The sequence below is a fragment of the Rhodococcus sp. T2V genome, assembly GCF_029269925.1.
GTDB classification, from domain to species: domain Bacteria; phylum Actinomycetota; class Actinomycetes; order Mycobacteriales; family Mycobacteriaceae; genus Rhodococcus_F; species Rhodococcus_F koreensis.
Window position 1 is genome coordinate 166,279 of the sequence record NZ_JARJBD010000003.1, and the last position, 21,168, is coordinate 187,446.

General features: G+C 67.3%; 19 protein-coding genes and 1 pseudogene. 4 read left to right on the forward strand and 16 right to left on the reverse strand.

Annotated features, from left to right (window positions below):
- Positions 1–4 precede the first annotated feature (4 nt).
- On the reverse strand, positions 5–610 hold the full coding sequence (locus tag P3H15_RS04250) for a TetR/AcrR family transcriptional regulator (RefSeq protein ID WP_276136097.1): 606 nt from the start codon (positions 608–610) through the stop codon (positions 5–7).
- An 83-nt stretch (positions 611–693) separates the two neighbouring features.
- Here P3H15_RS04250 and P3H15_RS04255 point away from each other — a divergent pair, with 83 nt between their 5' ends.
- Positions 694–1,629, forward strand: a complete 936-nt coding sequence (locus tag P3H15_RS04255; RefSeq protein ID WP_276136098.1) for a patatin-like phospholipase family protein — start codon at positions 694–696, stop codon at positions 1,627–1,629.
- On the forward strand, positions 1,626–3,107 hold the full coding sequence (locus tag P3H15_RS04260; RefSeq protein WP_276136099.1) for an NAD(P)/FAD-dependent oxidoreductase: 1,482 nt from the start codon (positions 1,626–1,628) through the stop codon (positions 3,105–3,107). The genes P3H15_RS04255 and P3H15_RS04260 overlap by 4 nt, the downstream gene beginning before the upstream one ends.
- Here the strand turns inward: P3H15_RS04260 and P3H15_RS04265 are convergent.
- The 3 genes from P3H15_RS04265 to P3H15_RS04275 all read right to left on the reverse strand — a co-directional run bounded on the left by P3H15_RS04265 (position 3,088) and on the right by P3H15_RS04275 (position 7,345).
- Positions 3,088–4,233, reverse strand: coding sequence for an acyl-CoA dehydrogenase family protein (locus P3H15_RS04265; protein ID WP_276136100.1), 1,146 nt, complete (start codon positions 4,231–4,233; stop codon positions 3,088–3,090). The genes P3H15_RS04260 and P3H15_RS04265 overlap by 20 nt on opposite strands.
- Positions 4,234–4,390: 157 nt before the next feature.
- On the reverse strand, positions 4,391–5,845 hold the full coding sequence (locus tag P3H15_RS04270; protein ID WP_276136101.1) for an APC family permease: 1,455 nt from the start codon (positions 5,843–5,845) through the stop codon (positions 4,391–4,393).
- Positions 5,846–6,133: 288 nt separating this feature from the next.
- Positions 6,134–7,345 carry a cytochrome P450 gene (locus P3H15_RS04275; protein ID WP_276136102.1) on the reverse strand — a complete coding sequence of 404 codons (1,212 nt, stop codon included), beginning with the start codon at positions 7,343–7,345 and terminating at the stop codon, positions 6,134–6,136.
- A 77-nt stretch (positions 7,346–7,422) separates the two neighbouring features.
- Between P3H15_RS04275 and P3H15_RS04280 the strand changes: the two genes are divergently transcribed.
- The gene (locus P3H15_RS04280; RefSeq protein WP_276136103.1) at positions 7,423–8,211 is read left to right on the forward strand and encodes a FadR/GntR family transcriptional regulator; all 789 of its coding nucleotides are present in this window, start codon (positions 7,423–7,425) and stop codon (positions 8,209–8,211) included.
- Between the two features lie 342 nt (positions 8,212–8,553).
- On the opposite strand, the gene P3H15_RS04285 is transcribed toward P3H15_RS04280, so the two are convergent.
- Genes P3H15_RS04285 through P3H15_RS04300 form a run of 4 tightly spaced genes read right to left on the reverse strand, consistent with a single transcriptional unit; the run spans position 8,554 to position 12,876 of the window.
- Positions 8,554–9,528: an acyl-CoA dehydrogenase family protein gene (locus P3H15_RS04285; protein ID WP_276136104.1), complete on the reverse strand. Its 975-nt coding sequence runs from the start codon at positions 9,526–9,528 to the stop codon at positions 8,554–8,556.
- Positions 9,525–10,604: an acyl-CoA dehydrogenase family protein gene (locus P3H15_RS04290; protein WP_276136105.1), complete on the reverse strand. Its 1,080-nt coding sequence runs from the start codon at positions 10,602–10,604 to the stop codon at positions 9,525–9,527. The genes P3H15_RS04285 and P3H15_RS04290 overlap by 4 nt, the downstream gene beginning before the upstream one ends.
- A 14-nt stretch (positions 10,605–10,618) precedes the next feature.
- Positions 10,619–11,413 (reverse strand): enoyl-CoA hydratase/isomerase family protein, encoded by a 795-nt coding sequence (locus P3H15_RS04295; protein WP_276136106.1) that lies wholly within the window; start codon positions 11,411–11,413, stop codon positions 10,619–10,621.
- Positions 11,410–12,876: a CoA transferase gene (locus P3H15_RS04300; protein WP_346348746.1), complete on the reverse strand. Its 1,467-nt coding sequence runs from the start codon at positions 12,874–12,876 to the stop codon at positions 11,410–11,412. The genes P3H15_RS04295 and P3H15_RS04300 overlap by 4 nt, the downstream gene beginning before the upstream one ends.
- On the opposite strand from P3H15_RS04300, the gene P3H15_RS04305 reads away from it, so the two are divergent.
- Positions 12,791–13,678 carry a LysR substrate-binding domain-containing protein gene (locus P3H15_RS04305; RefSeq protein ID WP_276136107.1) on the forward strand — a complete coding sequence of 296 codons (888 nt, stop codon included), beginning with the start codon at positions 12,791–12,793 and terminating at the stop codon, positions 13,676–13,678. The two genes, P3H15_RS04300 and P3H15_RS04305, sit on opposite strands and share 86 nt — an antisense overlap.
- A gap of 106 nt (positions 13,679–13,784) precedes the next feature.
- Here the strand turns inward: P3H15_RS04305 and P3H15_RS04310 are convergent, their stop codons facing one another.
- The 8 genes and pseudogenes from P3H15_RS04310 to P3H15_RS04345 all read right to left on the reverse strand — a co-directional run bounded on the left by P3H15_RS04310 (position 13,785) and on the right by P3H15_RS04345 (position 21,158).
- Positions 13,785–14,516, reverse strand: coding sequence for a hypothetical protein (locus P3H15_RS04310; protein WP_276136108.1), 732 nt, complete (start codon positions 14,514–14,516; stop codon positions 13,785–13,787).
- A 140-nt stretch (positions 14,517–14,656) separates the two neighbouring features.
- Positions 14,657–15,076, reverse strand: a complete 420-nt coding sequence (locus P3H15_RS04315) for an ester cyclase (RefSeq protein ID WP_276136109.1) — start codon at positions 15,074–15,076, stop codon at positions 14,657–14,659.
- 103 nt (positions 15,077–15,179) lie between these two features.
- On the reverse strand, positions 15,180–16,487 hold the full coding sequence (locus tag P3H15_RS04320) for an NAD(P)/FAD-dependent oxidoreductase (RefSeq protein WP_276136110.1): 1,308 nt from the start codon (positions 16,485–16,487) through the stop codon (positions 15,180–15,182).
- A 176-nt stretch (positions 16,488–16,663) separates the two neighbouring features.
- Positions 16,664–17,275: pseudogene (locus P3H15_RS04325) on the reverse strand (alanine dehydrogenase).
- 100 nt (positions 17,276–17,375) lie between these two features.
- On the reverse strand, positions 17,376–18,623 hold the full coding sequence (locus tag P3H15_RS04330; RefSeq protein ID WP_276136111.1) for an NAD(P)/FAD-dependent oxidoreductase: 1,248 nt from the start codon (positions 18,621–18,623) through the stop codon (positions 17,376–17,378).
- 3 nt (positions 18,624–18,626) lie between these two features.
- Complete coding sequence (locus P3H15_RS04335) at positions 18,627–18,815, reverse strand: ferredoxin (protein WP_276136112.1); 189 nt, start codon at positions 18,813–18,815, stop codon at positions 18,627–18,629.
- Between the two features lie 83 nt (positions 18,816–18,898).
- Positions 18,899–19,654 (reverse strand): gamma-glutamyl-gamma-aminobutyrate hydrolase family protein, encoded by a 756-nt coding sequence (locus P3H15_RS04340; RefSeq protein ID WP_276136113.1) that lies wholly within the window; start codon positions 19,652–19,654, stop codon positions 18,899–18,901.
- A 10-nt stretch (positions 19,655–19,664) separates the two neighbouring features.
- A complete protein-coding gene (locus P3H15_RS04345; protein ID WP_276136114.1) occupies positions 19,665–21,158 on the reverse strand; it encodes an aldehyde dehydrogenase in 1,494 nt (497 codons plus the stop codon).
- Positions 21,159–21,168 lie beyond the last annotated feature (10 nt).

Here is a 21,168-nt window from a genome sequence, read left to right on the forward strand (position 1 = left end):
GGATCTAGAGTTCGCTCGGCTGCGACACGGCCAGCAGCACCCGGAGGTTGTCGGTGACCACCCTGGCCGAGATGGTGGGATCGATGGCGCGCTGAATGCCCAGCCCGACACCGAGACTGAGGATGCTGCCGGCCGCGTCCTGCGCGGACACGGGCAGGACGACCCCGAGTGAGTCGGTGAACGATGTCAGCAGCGTGACCGCAATCTCCCGCGCGACACCGAGGGTGGCGGTGAGGGCGTCGCGGAGTTCGGGGTCGTGACGGGACAGCACGATCAGTTCGAATTCCAGCATGGTCCATCCGACGTCGCCGAGTGCCTTCTCCGCCCAGGCCTGGAACGCCTCGAGTCGCTCCTCCATCGTCTCACCGCCGCCGAGCGCCTCCGCGATCTCCTGCCCCTTGGTGGCGTGAATGAGCCCGAGCACCTCGAGGCACAGTTCCTTCTTGTTCTTGAAGTTGGAGTACACCGCCCCCTTGGAGTAGCCGGCCTCGTCGGCCACCTTCTCGAGTGAGGTGGCCGCGTACCCGTCGGCGAGGAAGAGGTCGCGCGCGGTCGCGACGAGATGCGCCCGCGTCCGCGCCTGACTCTCCGACCTGGTCAATCGCGCCATGCCCACCCTTTCTCCGAAGCCCTTGCGAGAATATTCTACTTTTCATATACCGCCGGTATCTGGTTTCTGATAGCTTCCTAGGTATGACTTCGAGTGACACACAACTCAGCCGCGGGCTGGTGATCGGTTGCGGCGGCACGCTCGGCGCAGCCTGGACGGTGGCCGCCCTGGTCGCCGTGAGCGACGCCCTGGGCTGGGACCCGCGCGACGCCGACGTGCTCGTGGGCACGTCCGCGGGCGCCGAACTCGTCACCATGCTGGGCGGCGGGGCCGGCGTCGACGAACTGCTCGCGATGCAACTCGGTGGAGCCACCCATCCGGCACTCGACGGGCATCTCGCCGCCGCACCGGGACGGTTCCCGCCGCTCCCGGCGCCGGGCCTCGGCTCGCCGGGTCTGCTGCGCCGCGGACTGCCGCCCGTCACCGCCGCAAGCGGACTCCTTCCCCGCGGCCGCGGCGACACCGCCTGGCTCGACCGGCTCGCACGGCGGTTCGCCTGCGAGTCCGGCTGGGTTCGCCACCCGGCGACATGGCTGGTGAGCATGGACTACGACACGGGCGAACGCGTCGCATTCGGCTCACCCGGCGCACCGGCCGCGACCCTGCCCGAAGCTCTGCGGGCGTCGTGGGCGATTCCCGGCTGGTTTCCCCCGGTCCCCCTCGACGCCCGGCGGTTCGTCGATGGCGGGGCGGCGTCCACCGCGTCCGCCGACCTCGTGCTGCCCCTCGAACTCGACGAGGTGATCGTGCTGGCACCGATGGCGTCGACCGGCCGCATCCCCGGACGCCGGGCAGCCCGCCTCGAACGCCGGATGCTGCGGAACTGGATGAGTGCGGGCCTGGACGCCGAAGTCGCGAGGCTGGAGGCGGCCGGTACGCGGGTGCTCCGGCTCGACGCGACCGCCGAGGACCTCGCCGTCATGGGCCCGAACTTCATGGACGGCCGGCGCCGGCTCGCCACCCTCGAACATTCCCTCGTCACCACCCGAGCCCAGCTCGCGAACGGAGTCCGCGCATGAACCACTACGACATCCTCATCGTCGGTGCCGGGATCTCCGGCATCGGGGCCGCCATCCGCCTGAAGCAGAGCGGGATCGACAACTTCGCCGTTCTCGAGAAGGGGGACGCGCTGGGCGGGACGTGGCGCGACAACACCTACCCGGGCTGCGCGTGCGACGTCCCCTCGGCCCTGTACTCCTATTCGTTCGCACCGAACCGGGAGTGGTCGCGGTTGTTCGCCGGGCAGGAGGAGATCCGCCGGTACATCGAGCGCACCGCCACCGATCACGGGGTGCCCGCCCACGTGAAGTTCGGAACCGAGATGCAACGCACCGAGTGGAGCGAGCGGACGAGGCGCTGGACGGTGGACACGTCCGCGGGCACGTTCACCGCAAACGCCGTCATCGCCGCCGCCGGGCCGTGGAACGAACCGCTCGTTCCCGCGATTCCCGGTCTCGACACGTTCACCGGCGAGGTCTTCCACTCCTCCCGCTGGAACCACGACTACGACCTCGCAGGCAAACGCGTGGCCGTCGTCGGAACCGGTGCGTCCGCGGTGCAATTCGTCCCGGCCATCCAGCCGAAGGTCGGGGAACTCCATCTGTATCAGCGGACCGCGCAATGGGTGCTGCCGAAGCCCGACCACACGCTGCCCGGCGTCGAGCGCACGATCCTGCGCCGCGTACCGGGTGCGATCCGCGCGTTGCGACGCCTCGAGTACGCGATCATGGAATCTCTCGGACTCGGCTTCCGGCACCCGTGGATCCTGCGGGTGATCCAGCAGATCGGCAAGGCGCAACTGCGTACCCAGGTACGGGATCCCAAGCTGCGCAAGGCGTTGACGCCCGAGTACACGCTCGGCTGCAAGCGGCTGCTGCTGTCCAACACGTACTACCCCGCGCTCACCCGTCCGAACGTCGAGGTGCACGCCACCGCCGTGCAAGCGGTGCGCGGCAACGTCGTCGTCGGCAGCGACGGCGCCGAACGGGAGGTGGACGCCATCATCTTCGGTACCGGCTTCCACATCCTCGACATGCCGATCGGATCCAAGGTGTTCGACGGCGAGGGCCGCAGCCTCGACGATCACTGGAAGGGCAGCCCGCAGGCGTACCTCGGCACGACTGTCGCGGGCTTCCCCAATGCGTTCGTCCTCCTCGGACCGGCCCTGGGCACCGGCCACACGTCGGCGTTCATGATCCTCGAGGCGCAACTCGAATACCTGATCCAGGCCGTCTCCGCGGCCCGGAGCAACGGATGGACAAGGATGGAACCGCGCCGGGACGTGCAGGACGCGTTCAACGCCCAGGTCCAGGAAGCCCTGGCCACCACCGTCTACAACGCCGGCGGCTGCCAGAGTTACTTCCTCGACGTCAACGGCCGCAACAGCTTCAACTGGCCGTGGTCGACCGACCGCATGCGGCAGCGACTCGGCCGGTTCGACGAGGCGGCGTACGACGTGTCGCGTGAGCCGGCGACGGCTACAGCGACTTCGCGATGATTCCCTTCATCACCTCGTTGGCGCCCGCGTAGATCTTCTGGACGCGGGCGTCCTCGTACATCCGGGCGATCAGGTACTCACGCATGTACCCGTACCCGCCGTGCAACTGCACGCACCGGTCGATCACCGCACACTGCTGCTCGGTGAGCCAGTACTTGACCATCGCCGCCTCGGACGGATCCAGTTCCCCGCGCAGGTGCGCCTCGATGCAATGGTCCAGGAACACCGCACACGTGCGGGCGATGGTCTGGCACTCGGCCAACTCGAACGCCGTGTTCTGGAACTCGAACAGACTGTGCCCGAACGCCTGCCGCGACTTCGTGTACGTCACGGTGTCCTCGACCGCACGAGTCATCGCCCCGGACGCCTGCGCACCGATGATCAGCCGCTCCTGCACCAGCTGCGCCATCAACTGCCCGAAACCCTGCCCCTCCGCCCCGAGCAGGTTTGACACCGGCACCCGCACATCGGTGAACGACAACTCCGACGTGTCGGCGCCGTGCTGACCGACCTTGTCCAACACCCGCCCGACGGCGAACCCGGGGCAGTCCCGCAGATCGACGATCAGCAACGCCACCCCCTTGGCGCCGGCCTTCGGGTCGGTCTTGACCGCCAGCACGATCATGTCGGCGGACGCCCCGTTGGTGATGAACGTCTTCGACCCGTTGACGATGTAGTCGTCACCGTCCCGGATGGCGGTGGTCTTGATCGCCTTGAGATCCGAGCCGGCGCCGGGCTCTGTCATGCCGATGGCGCCGAGGATCTCCCCGGTCGCCATCCCCGGCAGCCACGTCTTCTTCTGCTCCTCGGTGCCGTACTCGAGGAGGTAGTGCGCGACGATGCCCGAGTGCACCGAGATGCCGAGCGCGAGGTCGCCGGCATAACCCTGGGCCTCGAACACGGCGAGGTCGTGCGCGAACGTGCCGCCACCACCGCCGTACTCCTCAGGAATCGAGCAGCACAGCAACCCCAGCTCGCCGGCCGCCAGCCACACCTCACGGTCGATGCGATGCTGAGCGTCCCACTTCTCGTGGTGCGCCACCACCTCGCGTTCGAAGAACCCGACCGCGAGCTCGGACAGGGCCCTCACCTCGTCGTCGTGCCAGGCGGGCGTGTGCTTGTTCATGATGTTTCTTTCTCAAATGGTGTCGTTGCGCGGGCTCCGCAGTCGGGAGCCGCGCACGGGGCGTTGGTCGAGGCCTCTGCGTTTACCGGTGGGGCACGGTGTGGTGGCTGGAAGGATGTGTCCTTCCAGCCACCACGGTTTCTCAGACTCGAACTCGTCAGACTTCTTCGACCGCAGCAGGTTGCGGTGCGACTTCTACCGCGGCGCTCGGTGCTCTGCGCTTGGTGATCGCGAAGACGGCAAGGAGGACGACGAGGACGATCAGCACGACCCAAGACATGGCGTTCGCCGGCGAGGGCGGTGGATTGATGACCCCGTTGATGTACATCCACGCGGTCGCCACGGCTCCGAAGACGGATGTACCGATCAGGAAAGGCCGGGACTCGTGCGCCCGGACGGTGAGCACGATGGCGCCGATGGTGATCAGGACGTACGGAAGCACCCACAGGTACACGACCAGTGGTGCGACCGTGTAGTACGCCGACACAACATCTCCCGCGGTGAAGACGAGGGCGGCGACGAGGGCGGCGACGAGGACGAGCCCGGCGACGGACATGACCGCGATGCTGACGAAGGGGCTGTGGTGGCGAGGATGGATCTTGCCCAGCGGAGCAGGCAGGATTCCGTCGCCGGCGAGGGTCATGGCGAATCGCGCACCGTAGTTGATGAAGCCGATGAGTGCGGCGAAGGTGGCGACCGCGAGGACCAGATCACTGGCGGTGGCGACGCCGGAGCCGAGTCCGGCATGCAGCGCCAGCGCCGCGGGTGCCGACATTCCTGCCTCCAGCTCGGCGGATGCCGCCTGCAGTCCTGGGACCTGGAGAACGGTGACCAGGGGAAAGAGGCCGCCGAGGAGGACTGGGACGGACATGACCGCGAGAGGAACGTTGCGGCGAGGATTGCGGGTCTCCGCGGCGAGGGCGGTGCAGGACTCGAAGCCGACCAGGAAGGCGGCTCCGACTGCCATGCCCTGGAGCGTTCCGCTGAGGCTGAACTCGCTGAGGCTGAACTGGTCGGCGAGATCGAGTCCGGTCTTGGCGGCGCTGGCGACGGTGATGACCAGAACGAGGGGGAAAGACAGCACCGCGAGGGTCACTGCGATCCACACCGACGTGTCGAGGCCTCGGTAGGCGATCGCGGCGGCGAGGGCGAGAGCGATGAGGAAAATTGCCAGTTGCGGCCCGAAGGACAGGGCGTTATCGACCCCGTGGGAGAGCAAGAAGCTACCGGCGAAGATCCCGACGACGGCGGCGAGCGCTCCGATCGCGGCGATGAACCCGGCTAGTAGAGCGGCCGCGGTCAGGTATCGGGCCCAGGGGCCGAATACCTCTCCGATGTAGGAGTAGAGCGATCCGGTGGCGACGTATCGCCGGGCGAAGGCGGTGACTGCTCGCCCGACGCAGATGACGGCGATCGTGGAGAGAAGTGATGCCTGCCATGCGTTGGTGCCGGCGGTGCTGAACACGAGCAGGGGCACCAAGGCGATGCCGACTGCGGGAAAGAAGGACGCCAGGGACAACGAGACGAGTGAGGCCCTGCCCAAGCGTCCCGTCTCGAGATGCGCCTCCGTGGTGGGGTCGCCGCCTGGTGTGGGGGTGGAGGGGTTCGTCATGTCAGGCCGCCTTCGACGCTGTGGCGATGCACGCCGGCTGCTTTCGGCGTGATCCGGTTCTGTGGACGGTGGATTCCCGCTCGGTCATGTGAGCTCCTTCGGTGAGGGTGACTCGACCGGGGTGTGACGACGCGCACTCCGATCGATGAGCGAGAACGCTACTGCCGCAATACAGCTAACACAAGAGGTTTTATGTTAAAAGTATCGGCGGGTGGGTTCTCCCGCCCCTCCGCAGGGGACGACCGCGCCCCCCTGCCCGGCGAGACGGCACGCCGGTCACCATTGCCGTCAGTTCGGGCGTGCTGGAACGAAGCTCACGGGAAGCTCGATCGGGCCGGTGTTCCCGGTCGGTGGCCGATGACTGGGCGGGGCGGAGAATCGCGGACGGGTGAGGCGCTGCGAAAGGGCTTGCAGCGCTTCGCGGATGTCGAGGCGGGCGACGAAGTGCCCGAGGCAGTGATGCCGCCCTCCCCCGAAACCGAAGTGGGGGGCACGCTTGGCCGTGATGTCGAAGCTCGCCTCTCCGACGGCGAGGGGGTCGGTACCGGCGGAGTAGGACATGAGGTGGAGCACCGTCCCCTCCGAGATTTCGACGCCCTGGAAGGAGAAGTCCTCGATGGCCAGTCGGGTGGTCCAGTGGATCGTCGGATTGAAGCGAATGACTTCCTCGACGGCCTGGGCGGCGAGTTCCGGTTGGTCGGCGAGCAGCGCCCATTGATCGGGGTGCTCGACGAAGGCCTGCATCATCAGACCGAGTTGGCTGCGGGTGGTATCCATGCCGCCGAAGATCAGGCTGGTGATCAGCTCCCGAAGTTCCTGATCGCTCAGCCGGTCCCCGTTCTCGTCCGTTGCGATAACCAGTTGCGAGACGAAGTCGTCAGTGGGCCGGATACGGCGCTGGGCGACGAGTTCGTCGGCGCGGGCGTAGAGGGCGAGGATTGCGGCTTCGATCGTGGCACGCTGCTCGGCGATCTCGGGGCCGAAGGCCAGCCCCATGTCGGCCGAGAGCTGCGTGAGTTCGCGCCAATCCTCTTCGGGTAGGGCGAGCAGCCGGCACAGGGCGCGAGACGAGTACGGTTCGGCGAAGTCCGTCATGAACTCGCATGCGCCGGAGTCAGCGAACTGGTCGATGACATCGTGGGCGAGTTCGCGGAAACTCTCGGTCATCGTCGCGATGACCGAGTGCGAGAACGCGGGGTTGACCAGCTTGCGGATGCGGGCATGGTCCTCGCCCTCCATGCCGACCAGGGAGCGCTTCCACCAGTCCGAGAGCACACCGTCGGTGATGCCGTTCTGCGCGGGCCAGGACCAGCTCCCCTGCCGGAGGCGGCGATCCTTGAGCAGGGCACCAACCTCACCGTGACGTAGGACCGCGATACCGTAATTAGTTCGGGCATACCAGTTTTGCTTCCTGGCAGCACGGATCTCCTCGCCCATCGCGGAGAAACCCGGGTCGGTGATCTTCAGCAGATTGCCGTCGGTGGCAGATGTGATACTCATGTTTTAACTCTAACATTAGATGTTAGAGTTGCAAGTGCTCGACTTTGCCTTCTCGAGACCTATATACTGTGAAGATAATGGATACAAATGACTCGGCGTCCGACTCCCGGACCCCCTCACCGGCGTCCCTGCTCGTTCGCAGTGTCATCCTGTCCCCGATCGGCGGTGAGGGGCTGGTCGCGCAGACCGTTCGCCGGCTCGGTGATGCCATCGGCCTGGGTATCTTCGACGTCGGAGCACGACTCCCCTCCGAGTCGGAACTGGCCGACCAGCTGGGGATCTCCGCGATGACCTTGCGCGAAGCACTCGCGGTGATGCGCGAAGCCGGCTACGTCGAGACCCGACGCGGGCGCCAGGGTGGCACCTACGTCAAACAGCTGGCACTAACGGTTCCCGAACGCGAGGCGCAGAAGCGGATCGCGACGATCACCGACGAGTACATCACCGACCTCACCGATTACCGCGTCGCCATCGGCGGAGAGAGCGCGGCGCTGGCCGCCGAACGCGCGACGCCCGAGGACCTCGACGGGATGCGGGAACTGATCGAACGTATGGACGCCGCAGAGGCATTCGAGGAATTTCGCAAGTGTGACGCAACCTTTCACGTCACCATCGCCTCCTGCACGCGGTCGCAGCGGCTGGCCCGGGCAGAGACGGAGCTGCAGGCCGAGTTGTCCCCACTGATGGGGGCGTTCCGAGTTGGCCCGCAGGCCCGTCACACCTCCAATGACCAGCACCGCAAGATCTTCGCGGCGATCGAAGCCGGAGACGGCGAGCGGGCGCGCCGCCTGATGGCCGAGCACATGACGAGCAGCGCGGAAGCAATTCTGGGATTTACCCGCGCCGCAGCAAGCGCCGGCAGTTAACCCGACCTCAGTCGGTCGCGCGCAAGAGTGCGCCGGCGCGCCACCGTGTTCCAGCGCCACTGCGTTCCAGCGCCACTGCGTTCCAGCGCCACTGCGTTTCAGCGCCACTGTGTTTCAGGGGTGTCTCGACCGTTTATCGGTTGCTGGATCCCTGAAGGCCAGGCGCGCGAACAAGCGAAACACGCACGCCTGGGCCCGGGATCGACGGAGTGCGCCACCCTTCTGATCGGCCGGCGCACTACCTCCTCCACGCGTGGTCGAGAGCCCGCGGGGATCCCGGGTGCCACTCGCTCGGCCTGCCTGACCCGGCAGAGGGTCCGGGTGGAAGGGCGCGACGGCCATCTAGAGCCGGTGCGCGTGCTCCGGCTCGCTCAGCGACCACAGGTCGACCTCGCGGGTCGGGAGGGTGTGCCCGCCCCAGCTGCGTTGGTGCAGCCCCTCGTCCCGGTCGGCCCACAGCAGCAGTGTGCGGTGCCGGAGCGTGGCGTCCGCGGTCAATCCGAGGGCACCGTGCAGTTGGTGTGCCTGGGTAGCGACGTCGGAGGCGACATCGCAGGCGAGCGATCGGGCGGCGGTGGCAGCGAAGCGAATCCGCTCGGGGTCTGCGGTGTGCAGTCGGCGAGCGAACTCGGCGATCGCCTCGTCGAGTTGGAGCTGCGCGATTTGCAGTCGGCCCAGTTCCTGCGCCACGGCGGGAAGCTTGATCAGGGGCCGGCCGAACTGGATCCGGCTGGAGACGTAGGCGCGGGCCTGCTCGATCGCGCCGGAAGCTGCGCCTGCGATTTCCTGGACGAGCAGGAACTGGGCCAGCACACCGTCGGGTCGATCCCCGAGGTCCTCCGGGAGGTCGGTTCGGTGCAGCGGGCGGCCCGCGACGTCACGGTCCACTGAACCCTGCACCGCCCGGGCTTCGGTGGTGCCGTCGGCGCCGACGAAGACGGTCGCGATCGGATCCCAGACCCCGAACGAGTGCGCGCTGACAACGATTTGCCCGGGGGCTGTCGGCTGGACGGCGAGGGCGCGCGCAACCAGGGTCTGGCGGACGGGGAGGGCGGCACCTGCGTGGGCGAGGGCGCGGGTGGCAGCGGCAGCGGCGTCGATGAGTTCGGCCGACTCGGCCAGCGCCTCGAAGCTGGTGCAGTCGACGTCGTCGAGGATCGTGGTCCATCCCAATTCTTCGGCGACCTTCCACTGTTCGTGGAAGTGTTCGGCCTCCGAGACGAGACCGCCGGCAACCGGAAGTTCCCAGGTAGTCACCACATCGGCGACGATTTCCGCTAGTTGCGCGGCTTCGTCGGTGAGAATTGTCGTGCTCATTGCATTTCCTTCGTGACGATGGACAGCATGACCGGGGCGGCGCCGCCGCGCAGGCCCGACTTCGGGGAGGCGATCACGGCGGCGTCGAACAGTGCGCGCACTCGCTCATCGCACCGGCCCAGCAGGGGCCGGACGAAGTCGAGCGTGGCCAACTCGAGTCGGTTTCCGAGGTACTTGCTGGTGGCGGCCTCGGCGACCGGGCTGCGTCCGGCGTCCAAGGCGGCCGCGATGTCCCGCGCGAGTGAGCGCAGAACCGTCAATTGTGCGGTCAGCACGCGCAGTGCGGCGCGGTCGGTGTCGTCGAGCACTTCGGCGTCGAGGACTGCGCCCAGGACCGGATACATCGACAGGAACCGTTCGGGGCCACCGCGTTCGAAGGCGAGCTGCGAGATGACCTGCTGCCAGCCGTGTCCCTCGGTGCCGATCAGCCACCGGTGGGGCACGTGCACGTCGTCGAAGACGACTTCGTTGAAGTGATGTCCGCCGTCCATGCCGAGGATCGGTTGCACGTGTACCCCGGGCGCGGAGGTGTCGACCACGAACTCACTCAGGCCGGCGTGCCGGTCCCCATCTGTGGAGGTGCGGGCGAGGACGTAGAGGTAGTCGGCGAAGTGGGCGCCGCTCGTCCAGACCTTGCGGCCGTTGATGACCCAGCCCTCGTCGGTGCGGGTGGCGGTGGTGCGGGCGGCGGCCAGGTCGGAGCCGGCGTCCGGTTCGCTCATCCCGAGCGCGAAGCTGATCTCGGCCCGGGCCAGTCGGGGACAGAATTCGTCCTGGAGCGTCCGGCTGCCGTGACGGATCAGGGTCGGGCCGATCTGCCGTTCGCCCGCCCAGTGGTAGGAAACCGGGGCGCCGGCCCGCAGCAGTTCCTCGGTGACCGCGAGGCGGGAGAGGTTCGATTCCGCGGTGCCGCCAAGGTCCTTCGGCCAGGTCAGCGCGAGGAGTCCGCGCCGCCCGAGTTCCCGGCTGAACTCGGGGTCGGGGTCGCCGCCCCAGGCGTCGCATCGGGGTTGGTAGTCCCACTCGGCGCACAGTTCGCGCACCGCCGCACGCAGCGTTTGTTCTCGTGTAGTCATCGTGTCCTGGCTTGTCATCGGCCCTCGAAGGTCGGGGTTCGTCGGGTGGTGTAGGCGTCGAGCGCCTCGATCGAATCGGATGTGGTCATCGCCACCGCCTGGTGTGAGGCGATGAGATCGAGCGCCGACCGCAGATCGCCGGTATCGGATTGGCGTACCGCGTTCTTGATCATCTGGACGGCCACGGGTGGCTGCCGGGCGATCTGGGTGGCGAAGGCATCGAGTCGGGTGTCGAATTCGTCGGCGGCGCAGACTTCGTCGACGAGGTTCCAGTCGAGGGCCTGTTCGGCGGCGAGGAACTCTCCGGTCCACAGCAGACGCAGCGCGCGGGGTCGGCCGATCAGCCGCGGGAGGTAGAAGCAGCCGCCGTCACCGGGTACCAGGCCGACGCGGATGTACCCCTCGGAGAACCGGGCCGCCGCCGAGGCGATCCGGTAGTCACACATCAGGGCCATGTCCATCCCGGCGCCGACGGCGGGCCCGCTCACCCCGGCAATCAGTGGTTTGGTCAGGTCCTCGACCACGCGGGCGACCTGGTGGACCGTGTCGGTCATCAGTTTCCGGTTGGTCAGCGGTGTGCGATCGATCTCGCCGATGTCGGCGAGATCGGCGCCGGCGCAGAAGGCCTCACCCGCGCCGCGGACGACGACCACCCGCACCCGCTCGTCCCGCTGGAACTCGCGCAGCGCCCGCGCCCAGTCCTCGAGCATGTCCACCGTGAAGGAATTCTTCTTCTCGGGCCGGTTGAGGGTGATGCGCCCGATGTGGTTGTCGATGGTGACGACGAGGTCACCTCGGGAGGAGGTCATGACAGCGCGTCTCCATTCACGGTGATATGCCGGATGAGGGTCGGGGTCCGACTAACAGTGGTCATGCCTGGGCTCCGCTGCGATGGTCGGTCGTCGAAGACCGACTCGGTGTGCTGCCCCGGCGCCGGGCAATGCCGGTGCAGTTGGGCCGGTGTCTCGGAGTACCGGACCGGGTGCCCGATCAGCTGGTACGGCCCCTCGGTGGGGTGTTCGGCGATCGTCAGCAGTCCGCCGTCCTGCGCGTAGCGGCTGGTCGCACTTTCAGCGAGGCTGTAGACCGGATGCGCCGGGATGCTTGCGTCGTCGCACAGGCGCTGCCACTCGGCGGTACTGAACTGTGCTGTGAGGGAGCGCATTCTGGCGTACAGAGCATCGGAATTCGCGATGCGGCCGGCCATGGTGGTGAACCGGGGATCGGTCGCCGCTTCGGGGTCGCCGGCGAACTCGAAGAAGTCCCGCCAGTTCGCGTCGTTGTAGGGCAGGATGCACATCCACCCGTCCGAGGTTCGGCAGGCTTTACGTTCGCGGCTGAGCACTCGCCGGTAGCCGTAATCGCTCTCGCGGGATGGATCGAGTGTTGCTCCGGCGAGATGCTCGACGAGATTGAAGGCGATCATGGTGTCCGCCATCGGGATTTCGACGTGCTGTCCGCGTCCGGTGCGATCCCGGTAGTGGAGGGCGGCGAGTACCGATTGCACCATCATCAGCCCGCACACCTTGTCGGCCACCACCGAGGGGATGTAGTGCGGCTTTCCGGAGACTTGCTCGTTGAGCCACACCAGTCCGGTCGCTGCCTGGATGATGTCGTCGTAGGCGGCGTTGTCCCGCATCGCCGAGTCGGAACGAAATCCTTGTGCGGTGGCGTACACCAGACGTGGATTGACTGCGGCCACGTCCGCCCATCCCAGCGACAGTCGTTCGAGGGCGCCGGGGCGCACATTGGTGATGAAGGCATCCGCGGTCTCGAGCAACGCGAAGAGCGAATCTCGATCGGATGCATCCTTGAGATCGAGTGTGACACTACGCTTGTTGCGGTTGAGATTGAGGGTGGGGCCGCCCATCCCCGGATGGCGTTTCGGTTCGAACTGTCGAGTCGGATCCCCGCCGGGAGCCTCGATCTTGATCACGTCCGCGCCGAGGTCGCCGAATTGCTGACCGGCGTAGGGGCCCATGATGATCGTGGCCAGTTCGATCACGCGAAGCCCTCGCAGGGGACCGCCCGTCGCAACGGGGTGGGTGGATGGTTCCCGCGGGCCGGGGGGAATGGATGTGCTCGATGCGATCGAACCGGTGTTGTCGTGCTTCACACCATAATGAAAGCCCCGATGACGAACTATATCCAATACTAATTGTGGCACCATTAATATTATGGACGATATGGATTTTTCGCGACGGCTACTCGAGCAGTTCGTCGTGGTCGCCGAAGAGCGGCACTTCACCCGCGCTGCCGAGCGACTGTCCATGAGTCAGCCGCCCCTCACCCAGGCGATCAAACGCCTCGAGAAGACCATCGGGGTGCCACTATTGGAACGAAGCACCCGCCAGGTGCAACTCACCCCCGCCGGGAAGGCCTTCGCTCTCGATGCACGGCACCTCCTGGACGCACAGAGTTCCGCAGCCGAACGTGCCAGACGGATCGCGCAAGGTGCGGAGGGAACGTTGCGCCTCGGATTCGTCAGCGGCGCCTCCTACGTCTCGGTCCCCCGTCTGATCGGCATGGTCCACGACAACCTGCCGGGACTGCGCATCCACCTCTATCAACGCACCTCCGCCGAACTCGCCGACATGGTGCGCAGCCGGCGGCTGGACGTCGCCATGGTGCGAGCTCCACTGGCCGACCCGGAACACCTCGATATCCGGCTCCTGCACGACGAACCCCTGGTGTGTGCGCTGCCCGCCGGGCACGATCTCGCCGCTCGGGGCGAGATCGTCCTGGCCGACTTGCGGCATCAGGATTTCGCGCTGCCATCCGCGACCGCGTTGCCCGGGCTCAGTCAGTTGATCTACGCGGGGTGCCGCGCCGGGGGTTTCGAACCCCGGGACGGCGGGCGAGCGGACAGCCTGATGGGGATGCTCGGTTTGGTCGCGTCCGCCGACTGCGTGTGTCTGGTCCCACGGGAGATCCGTGACGGGACCGTTCCGGGGGTCACCTACCGGCCTCTTGCCGCCGACGCCCCCCGCCTGCAGACACTGGTCATCGCGAATGCGGCGCGCGATGACGCCCTGGTCGACCGCGTGATGGCGCTCGTCGGGCACCCCGCCTAGTACCCGGGAGCGAGCGCAGCCGCGCCGCGTTCCGCGAGGTACTCGTCGTATGAACCCCCGGTCCGGCGTTCCGGCCGGACCCGAACAGCGCGCCGCGTTGTCCGGGTCAGCCTGCCAGGGGTTCGGCGGCGGGGGCGTTGATCGCGTCGTAGAACTGGAGTGCACTCGCAACGGCGACGGGCCCACCCACGATGACGGTTCCGGCGACCGCTCCGATCGCCCCTGCCGCGGCTCCGGTGACCAGGCATCCGCCGAGGAAACCGGGAACCGCGAGGATGCCGATTGTCGGGACGGCGACCGCGGATCCGACGAGCGCTCCTCCGGCAATGCATCCGACCCCGGCACCGATCGCCGTGCCGATCAGGCTGCCCATCCCGACGCCGAGCGCCACTTCGGTACCGAAGTTGATGATGGCAGCGCTGAATTCCGGTGACCGGACGTCCAATGCGGTCGGCTGCGGTGGGAGCGCTGCATCCTTCAGCGGTGTGGCAGTGGCGGGTTCAGTGGACGGGGTGAGGGTGGCGCTCCTGCCGTCGATCTGGGCGGCGATCGGCCATTCTTTCCCGTCCCGGGCATAGGTCAGTGGGAAGCCGGCTACCAGATTCCCGTCCGCATCGAGTACCTGGAACCGGTTGCCCTGGGTGGTCAGTGAGCCGCCGTCGGTGGTCAGGACGACGGACTTGTCGACGATGCTCGCGGTGTAATGGATACCGGGAAGGATCTCCGTTTCCAGGGCTGACGCATGGTGGGGGTCGGCGTGTTCCGGGGCGGTGCTGGTGGTGGCGACCGCCGCCGTGACAGCGCAGGCGGTCACTGCCATGAGGCGTGTGATCATCATCGGGTCTCCATGGGGAAGGGGTGGGAGTGGGCGTTCGGGTATGTGCTGCGGGGGTGCTGCCGCCGCGAACGTGGGGGGCGGCGGCGCGTACAGCAACGGCGCCCCGAGAGGTCTCCGGGCGCCGCTGCGTTTGGTTTTGATCAGTTGTCGAAGACTCCGAGCTGACGGAGCAGCGTCCCCGAGTCCCAGTACGAGCGCTCTTCGAGCAACTGTCCGGCGGGGTTGCATTTGAGCAGGTTGACACCGCGTACCTCGATGCGGTTGCCGGTCGGTGCGATTCCGTCGAGGACCCCGGTATGGACTCCGGTCACGGTCCATTCGACGGTGGCCGTCTCACCGTCGTCGGCGACGACGGAACTGTGGAACTCCATCGAGGAGAAGGCGTTCGTGAAGGCGCTCATCGCTTCGGCGATCGCAGCTCGGCCGGTGGCCGCGCCGGGTGAGGTCATGTCGTGTAGGACACCGTCTTCCGCGAAATGCGCGGCGATAGCCTCGTGGGGCTGCTCGGCCGCCCATGCGTTGTCCATGTCCTTGACGAAGTTGTGCAAGCCGGGGCGCACGGGGATTCCCTTCTGTGCCCCCCGGGTGGGCCGTGTTCACGCACGGCACACCCGGGGGACAATCGTGGTCGAGTGTGGGGTTATGAAGGTTCGGGTCGGGCTCTCAGGCCCGCTGGGCGGCGGCCTTCTGATCGCGGACCACGTTCCGGGCGGCGAGGGCGCCGCTTTCGAGAGCACCCTCGATCCACCCGACGAACGAGGGTGCGATGTCGCTGCCGGCGAAGTAGACGTGGCCGTGCGGCTTCTGGATGTCCGGGACTGCCGATGACAGCTGTCCGGGGCGCATCATCATCCAGGTTCCCTGCGAGAATTCGTCGTCTGCCCAGTCGTGTCCGTCGGTGTCCACGACCTCGAGGTCGGGCACGTATGCGCGCAACGCGTCCTGGACTGCGCCCTTGTCATCGGGGTCGATCGCTGTGGCGTCGGGGCAGAAGCACACGATCAAGGTGTCACCGTCGAGGCGATATTCGGTCATCGCGATGGTGATGGGGTTGGCCCCGAGCGGGGCGTAGGCGGTGAACGCTTCGATCTCACCCTTGGCCCGGACCCACATCTTGCGGTTGCGCATCGGATGGCCCTCGTCGGCGAGGCGCTGGGTGCCCTCGCTCAACGCGGGCGAGAACTCGATCGTGTTGAGGGCATTGACCGGGACGGTCACGATGACGGATTTGGCGCGGATCGTCTCCCCCGCCCGGGTGGAGACGAGCACTCCGTCGCCGTCGTTCGCGATGGCCGACACCGGAGTCGACAGCCGGATATCGGCGGAGGATTCGCTGGCGATCGCTTCGATCAGGCTTTTGGTTCCGGTCGCGATGCGCCAGTAGGCACCCGATTCCCAGAGCGCACGCCAGTCTCCGAAATACAGTGCGGCCCAACGGAGAATTTGCGATACCGCCTGCTGGTCGGGTGCGGCCACCGTGTAGGAGAGAATGCCGTCGAGCATGTCGCGGTCGGCCGAGTCGAGGTCGAGTCGCTTCATCCGGTCGGTGAAGGTCTCCAGATCGATCTCCCCGATGTCCGTGGTGTGGACGTCGTGGGGATACGGGAAATGCTCGCGGGCGTCCTCGACGAAACGCTCCATGCCCGGGCCGGCGAGGGCGTCGAATTCCGCCTCGGTGCCCGAGTGCATGGCGCCGTCGGCCAGCCAGTGGACGCGGTCGATCGGCACGGGTGTCGACAGTTCGAGACCGTGGCGCTGCATCTCTCGCCACAGGTTCGGCTGTGTCCAGTGCACGTAGGCGCCACCGAGTTCCACCGCCCGCCCGATCTTGTCATCGGTGTAGGTGCGGCCACCGATGCGATCGCGTCCCTCGAGAACGACGACCGACTTCCCTTCCGCGGTCAGGTCCCGGGCGGCGGTGATGCCGGCGAATCCGGCCCCCACGACAACTACGTCAAATACTTCGTTCATCGACACTCTCTCCTTCATCAACTATGAGTGCGATCACAATCTAACATCACATAACCTCATATACTAGAGGTTATGTGATAATTCTTCGAGGTCGTACTTTCTGCGCTCCGGTGGGCTTCGGAGGTTGCGCGCCGGTGTTCCGCGGTATCGCGCAGCTGTCCCTGGTCGGGCCGGCGTCATCGTCGACGAAGTCCGGGTGCCGATGGAGCCGACTCCAGTCCGTGCGCGTGCGCGACGGGGGCGTAGGTCACCTGCCCGGCGTGGGTGTTCAGGCCCCGGGCCAGCGACTGATCGTCGTTCAGCGCCTGTTCCCAGCCCTTGTTCGCCAGCGCGAGGGCGTAGGGCAGTGTGACGTTGGTCAGGGCGGAGGTGGAGGTATGGGGCACGGCGCCGGGCATGTTCGCCACGCAATAGAAGATCGAGTTGTGCACTTCGTAGGTGGGTTGGGCACATCAGGTGGTAGGCGCCGGCTTGCGGCGCAAGTCGGCCGGCGACCTCGCTCATCGGTGCGAGGAGCGGCAGGGTCCCGGTCGGGGTCTGCACCGTTTCGTAGGCGACGCCGGTCACCTGACGTTTCTGCAGCTCTTCGGTCAGTGGCTTGTCGGCCGCCAAATGGAGGTAGGTGAACAGGACCTGTCCCTCGCGCATCCGGTGATACTCGGGTGCGATGGGTTCTTTGACTCGACGAACACCTCGTGCCCGTGTGACACGAGTTCGTGCACACCGGCCGGAGTGACAGCGACTCGGTACTCGTTGTTCTTGATTTCCTTGGGAATGCTGACCTTCACAGGACCCTCACTTCGATCCTTCTTGGTTTGTCGAGACGGGTGGGGTTTCTCCGACCGTGGCCCACACGGTGTGGGGACCGAGTGGCGGCGGGCGAGGGGCTCAGCCCACGGCCTCGAGAAGGGCTTTGTGCCGCAACCGTTGCGCGGGCGTCCCGCCGGCGATGACGACGCCGGTCATCGTGGACTGTCTGAAGTAGCCCACCACGACACCCTCCGATTCCCATCCGGGGGCGAAGCCGCCCTCGAGGATCTCGATACGGTCTGCGTGGTCGGTGCGCCCGAAACCCTGGATTCTGACGTCGAATTGGTCGCTCCAAAAGGCCGGCAGCGGCGCAAACGGTGCCGGAGCCTCGGCGCCACTGTCGCCGGGGCTCAGCCCGCGGAGCAAGGTGGCGGCGGCGCGCTGCGCGGTGTCGGCGGGAACGCACCAGTGTTCGACGCGGCGCGGGGTGCTGTCGAATCTCGGGTTCGGGAATCGAGCCACATCTCCGACCGCCACCACATCGCCGTGCCCTTCGACGCTCATCAGGTTGTCGCAGAGGACGCCGTCGGACAGGTCCAGGCCGTTGCCGTCCAGCCATTCGACGTTGGGCCGTGACCCGACTGCCTCGACCAGCACGTCGGCCTCGAGTTCGGTCCCGTCGTCGAGGATGACCGTACCCAGCGTCTCGACATCCGATGGCCGTCCGATCAGGGCCGATACCGACCTGCCCAGCTCGAAGACCACGCCCTGCTCTTCGTGGAAGGTTTGCAGGGTGCGGGCGAGTTCGGAGCCGAGCGGGCGCAGCATCGGTGCGACGAACGGCTCGACGACCCTGACGCGGCATCCGGCGCGGCGGGCACTGGCGGCGACCTCGCAGCCGATGAAACCGCCGCCGACGACCACCACGGAGGCTCCCGGGGTCAGCTGCTCACGCAGTGCGATCGCATCGTCGAGGGTGCGTAGTACGTGCCGCTGCGAGCCGAAACCGTCGATCGGCAATCGGCGGGGCCGCAGACCGGTGGCGACGACCAGACCGTCATAGGCGAGCGTGCGCCCGTCGGCGGTGTGCACGACTCGGTCCGCCAGCACGGCCCCGGTTACCTCGGTGCCCGTCACCCAGGACACGTCCTCGACGTGCGCGCGCCGACGCAGGGCCACACCCGGATAGTTGACCAGTTCGGTGGCGCTGAGTGCACAGGCATCGGGGGCGACCAGGACGTTCTTCGACAGCGGTGGACGGTTGTAGGGCAAATGAGCCTCGGCGCCGACCACCGTGAGCTCACCCGACCAGCCGTGCACGCGTAGTTGCTCAGCGGCGCGCAGCCCGCCGAGGGAGCCGCCGACGATGACAATCCGTGGTGTCATCGGTTAATCGTCCACACGGATCGCCTGGACGGGGCACACGTCCGCGGCCTCTTCGACGGACGTGCGAAGGGATTCGTCGGGCGCCGGCTCCCAGACCAGCCTCCCGTCGTCGTCGAACTGAAATACCGTCGGCGCGCTGAAGATGCACTGTCCGTGGTCGGCACACACTGCGGTGTCTACGGTGACTTTCATGATGGGGCCTCTCTTCCCTGAGTGGTCGGTGGCTGTACCGCGATGGGTACGGTCGTTGTCTTCTGCCGGGTGTTCCGGGGTGGTCAGGAGCCGGTGCGCCGGTGGCGTGCCCGGCCGTCGATGTGGTCGAGGAACGCCCGGAACAGGGGGGTCATCGGGTCCTGTTCGGGATGCCACAGCACACCGAGCGCGAATGTGTGCATGGGGGACTCGATGGCCTCGATCACCCCGTCGGGCACCGAGCGCGCACTGACCGTCAGCCCGGCACCGAGCCCGCCGACGCCCTGGTGGTGTGCGGAATGCACGGTCGCGGTGTCGGACTGGTAGGCGCCCGCGGCGACCGTGTCCGGGACGAGGGTGACCTCGTGCTTGCCGAACACACCGTCGTGGGCGGCGTGATCGTCGTGGGCCAGCGAGTCGGGCAGGTGCTGGTCGAGTGTTCCGCCGAAGGCAACGTTGAGCATCTGCATTCCGCGGCAGATGCCGAGGATGGGGATGTCGAGTGCGAGGGCGCGGCGGGCCACCGCGAGCTCGGCGAGATCGCGCGCGGTGTCGGGTTCGGCCGTGGCGGCGTGGGCGGAGTGGCCGTAGGTCGCCGGGCCGATGTCACGTCCCCCGGCCAGGATGACCGCGTCGACGAGATCGAGTACCTGGTCTGGGTTTTCGGCCAGGTCGCCGTCGGCCGGGAACAGCAGCGCAGTCCCCCCGGCGCGCCGGACGGCCTCGACGTAGGTGGTCGGCAGCATCGCGGTGGGGATGTTCTTCCACATACCGAAGTCCCCGTGTTCGACGCCGACGACGATGCCGACCGTCACGCGCCCGGAATTGACGGAGTCCATGGTGGCCACCTCAGCCGATCGTGAAGGGGTCGCGGGTGGCGCCGGTCAGTTCGACCCAGACCGCCTTGGTTTCGGTGTATTCGAGGACCGCCTCGGGCCCGTTTTCTCGGCCCCATCCGCTGCTCTTGAAACCGCCGAACGGTACGCCCGGTCCGACCACGCGGTAGGCGTTGATCCACACGGTGCCGGCCGTGACCGCGGCTGCGACGCGGTGTGCGCGCTGCAGGTCACGGGTCCACACTCCGGCGGCGAGGCCGTATTTCGTGCCGTTGGCCAATTCGAGTGCTTCGTCCTCGGTCGAGAAGCGTGTCACGGCGAGTACCGGGCCGAAGACCTCTTCCTGCGCGATGGGCATGTCCGGCCGGACGTCGGTGAGCACGGTGGGTTCGACGAACAGTCCGCCGCGGCTGGGTGATTGGCCACCGCCTGTGGCGACGGTGGCGCCGTCGGCGACCGCCTTGTCGATCATTCCGAGTACCGAGGCGAGCTGCGTGCCGTTCGCCACCGGTCCCATCTCGGTGGCCGGATCCGTCGGGTCCCCCAGCACGATGGTCCGCGCGCGGCGCACGATCAGCTCGACCAGCTCGTCGTGGATGGATTCGTGGACCAGCAGGCGGGAGCCGGCCAGGCAGGTCTGCCCGGTGGCGGCGAATACTCCGGCGATGACACCGTTGGCGGCGGCTTCCAGATCCGCGTCGGGGAACACCAATTGAGCGGACTTGCCGCCGAGTTCGAGCAGCACCCGGGTCATGTTCTGGAGGGCCGCGCGGCCGACCTGGACACCGACCGTGGTCGAACCGGTGAAGGCGATCTTGTCGATGCCGGGGTGGCCGGCGAGGGCCTTGCCGACCTCCGGTCCGGTGCCGGTCACGACGTTGAAGACACCCGCGGGGAAGCCCGCCTCGTCCATGCGCTGGGCGAATTCGAGGGTCGAGGCGGGAGTGTAATCGGAGGGTTTGACGACGAGGGTGCAGCCGGCCGCGAGCGCGGGCGCGAGCTTCCACGCCAGCAGCATCAGGGGTGAGTTCCAGGGCAGGATGGCGCCGACGACACCGACCGGCTCGCGTCGGGTGTAGATGAAGAAGTTCGGGCGATCCGACGGCAGTGTGTCGCCGCCGAGTGTCTCGGCGATTCCGGCGTAGTACCGGTACCACTGGGGCAGATAGGCCATCTGGGCGGCCATTTCGCGTAACAGTTTGCCGTTGTCCGTGGTCTCGATGGCCCCGAGTGCGGCGGCATCGCGCTCGAGTAGATCCGCGAGGGTGCGCATCAACCGTGCGCGCTCGGCGCCGGTGGTGGTCGACCACGGCCCTGCGGTCAGGGCGGCGCGGGCGGCGGTGACGGCGCGGTCGACGTCGGCGGCGCCGCCGTCGGGGGCCGTCGACCACGGCTCCTGGGTGTAGGGGTTGGTGGTGGCGTAGCGTGCTCCGGTCCCGGCGGGGACCCAGTGCCCGTCGATGTACATCTGGTATTCGGGCAGCGGTGTGGTGTCGATCGTGCTCATCGGTTTTCTC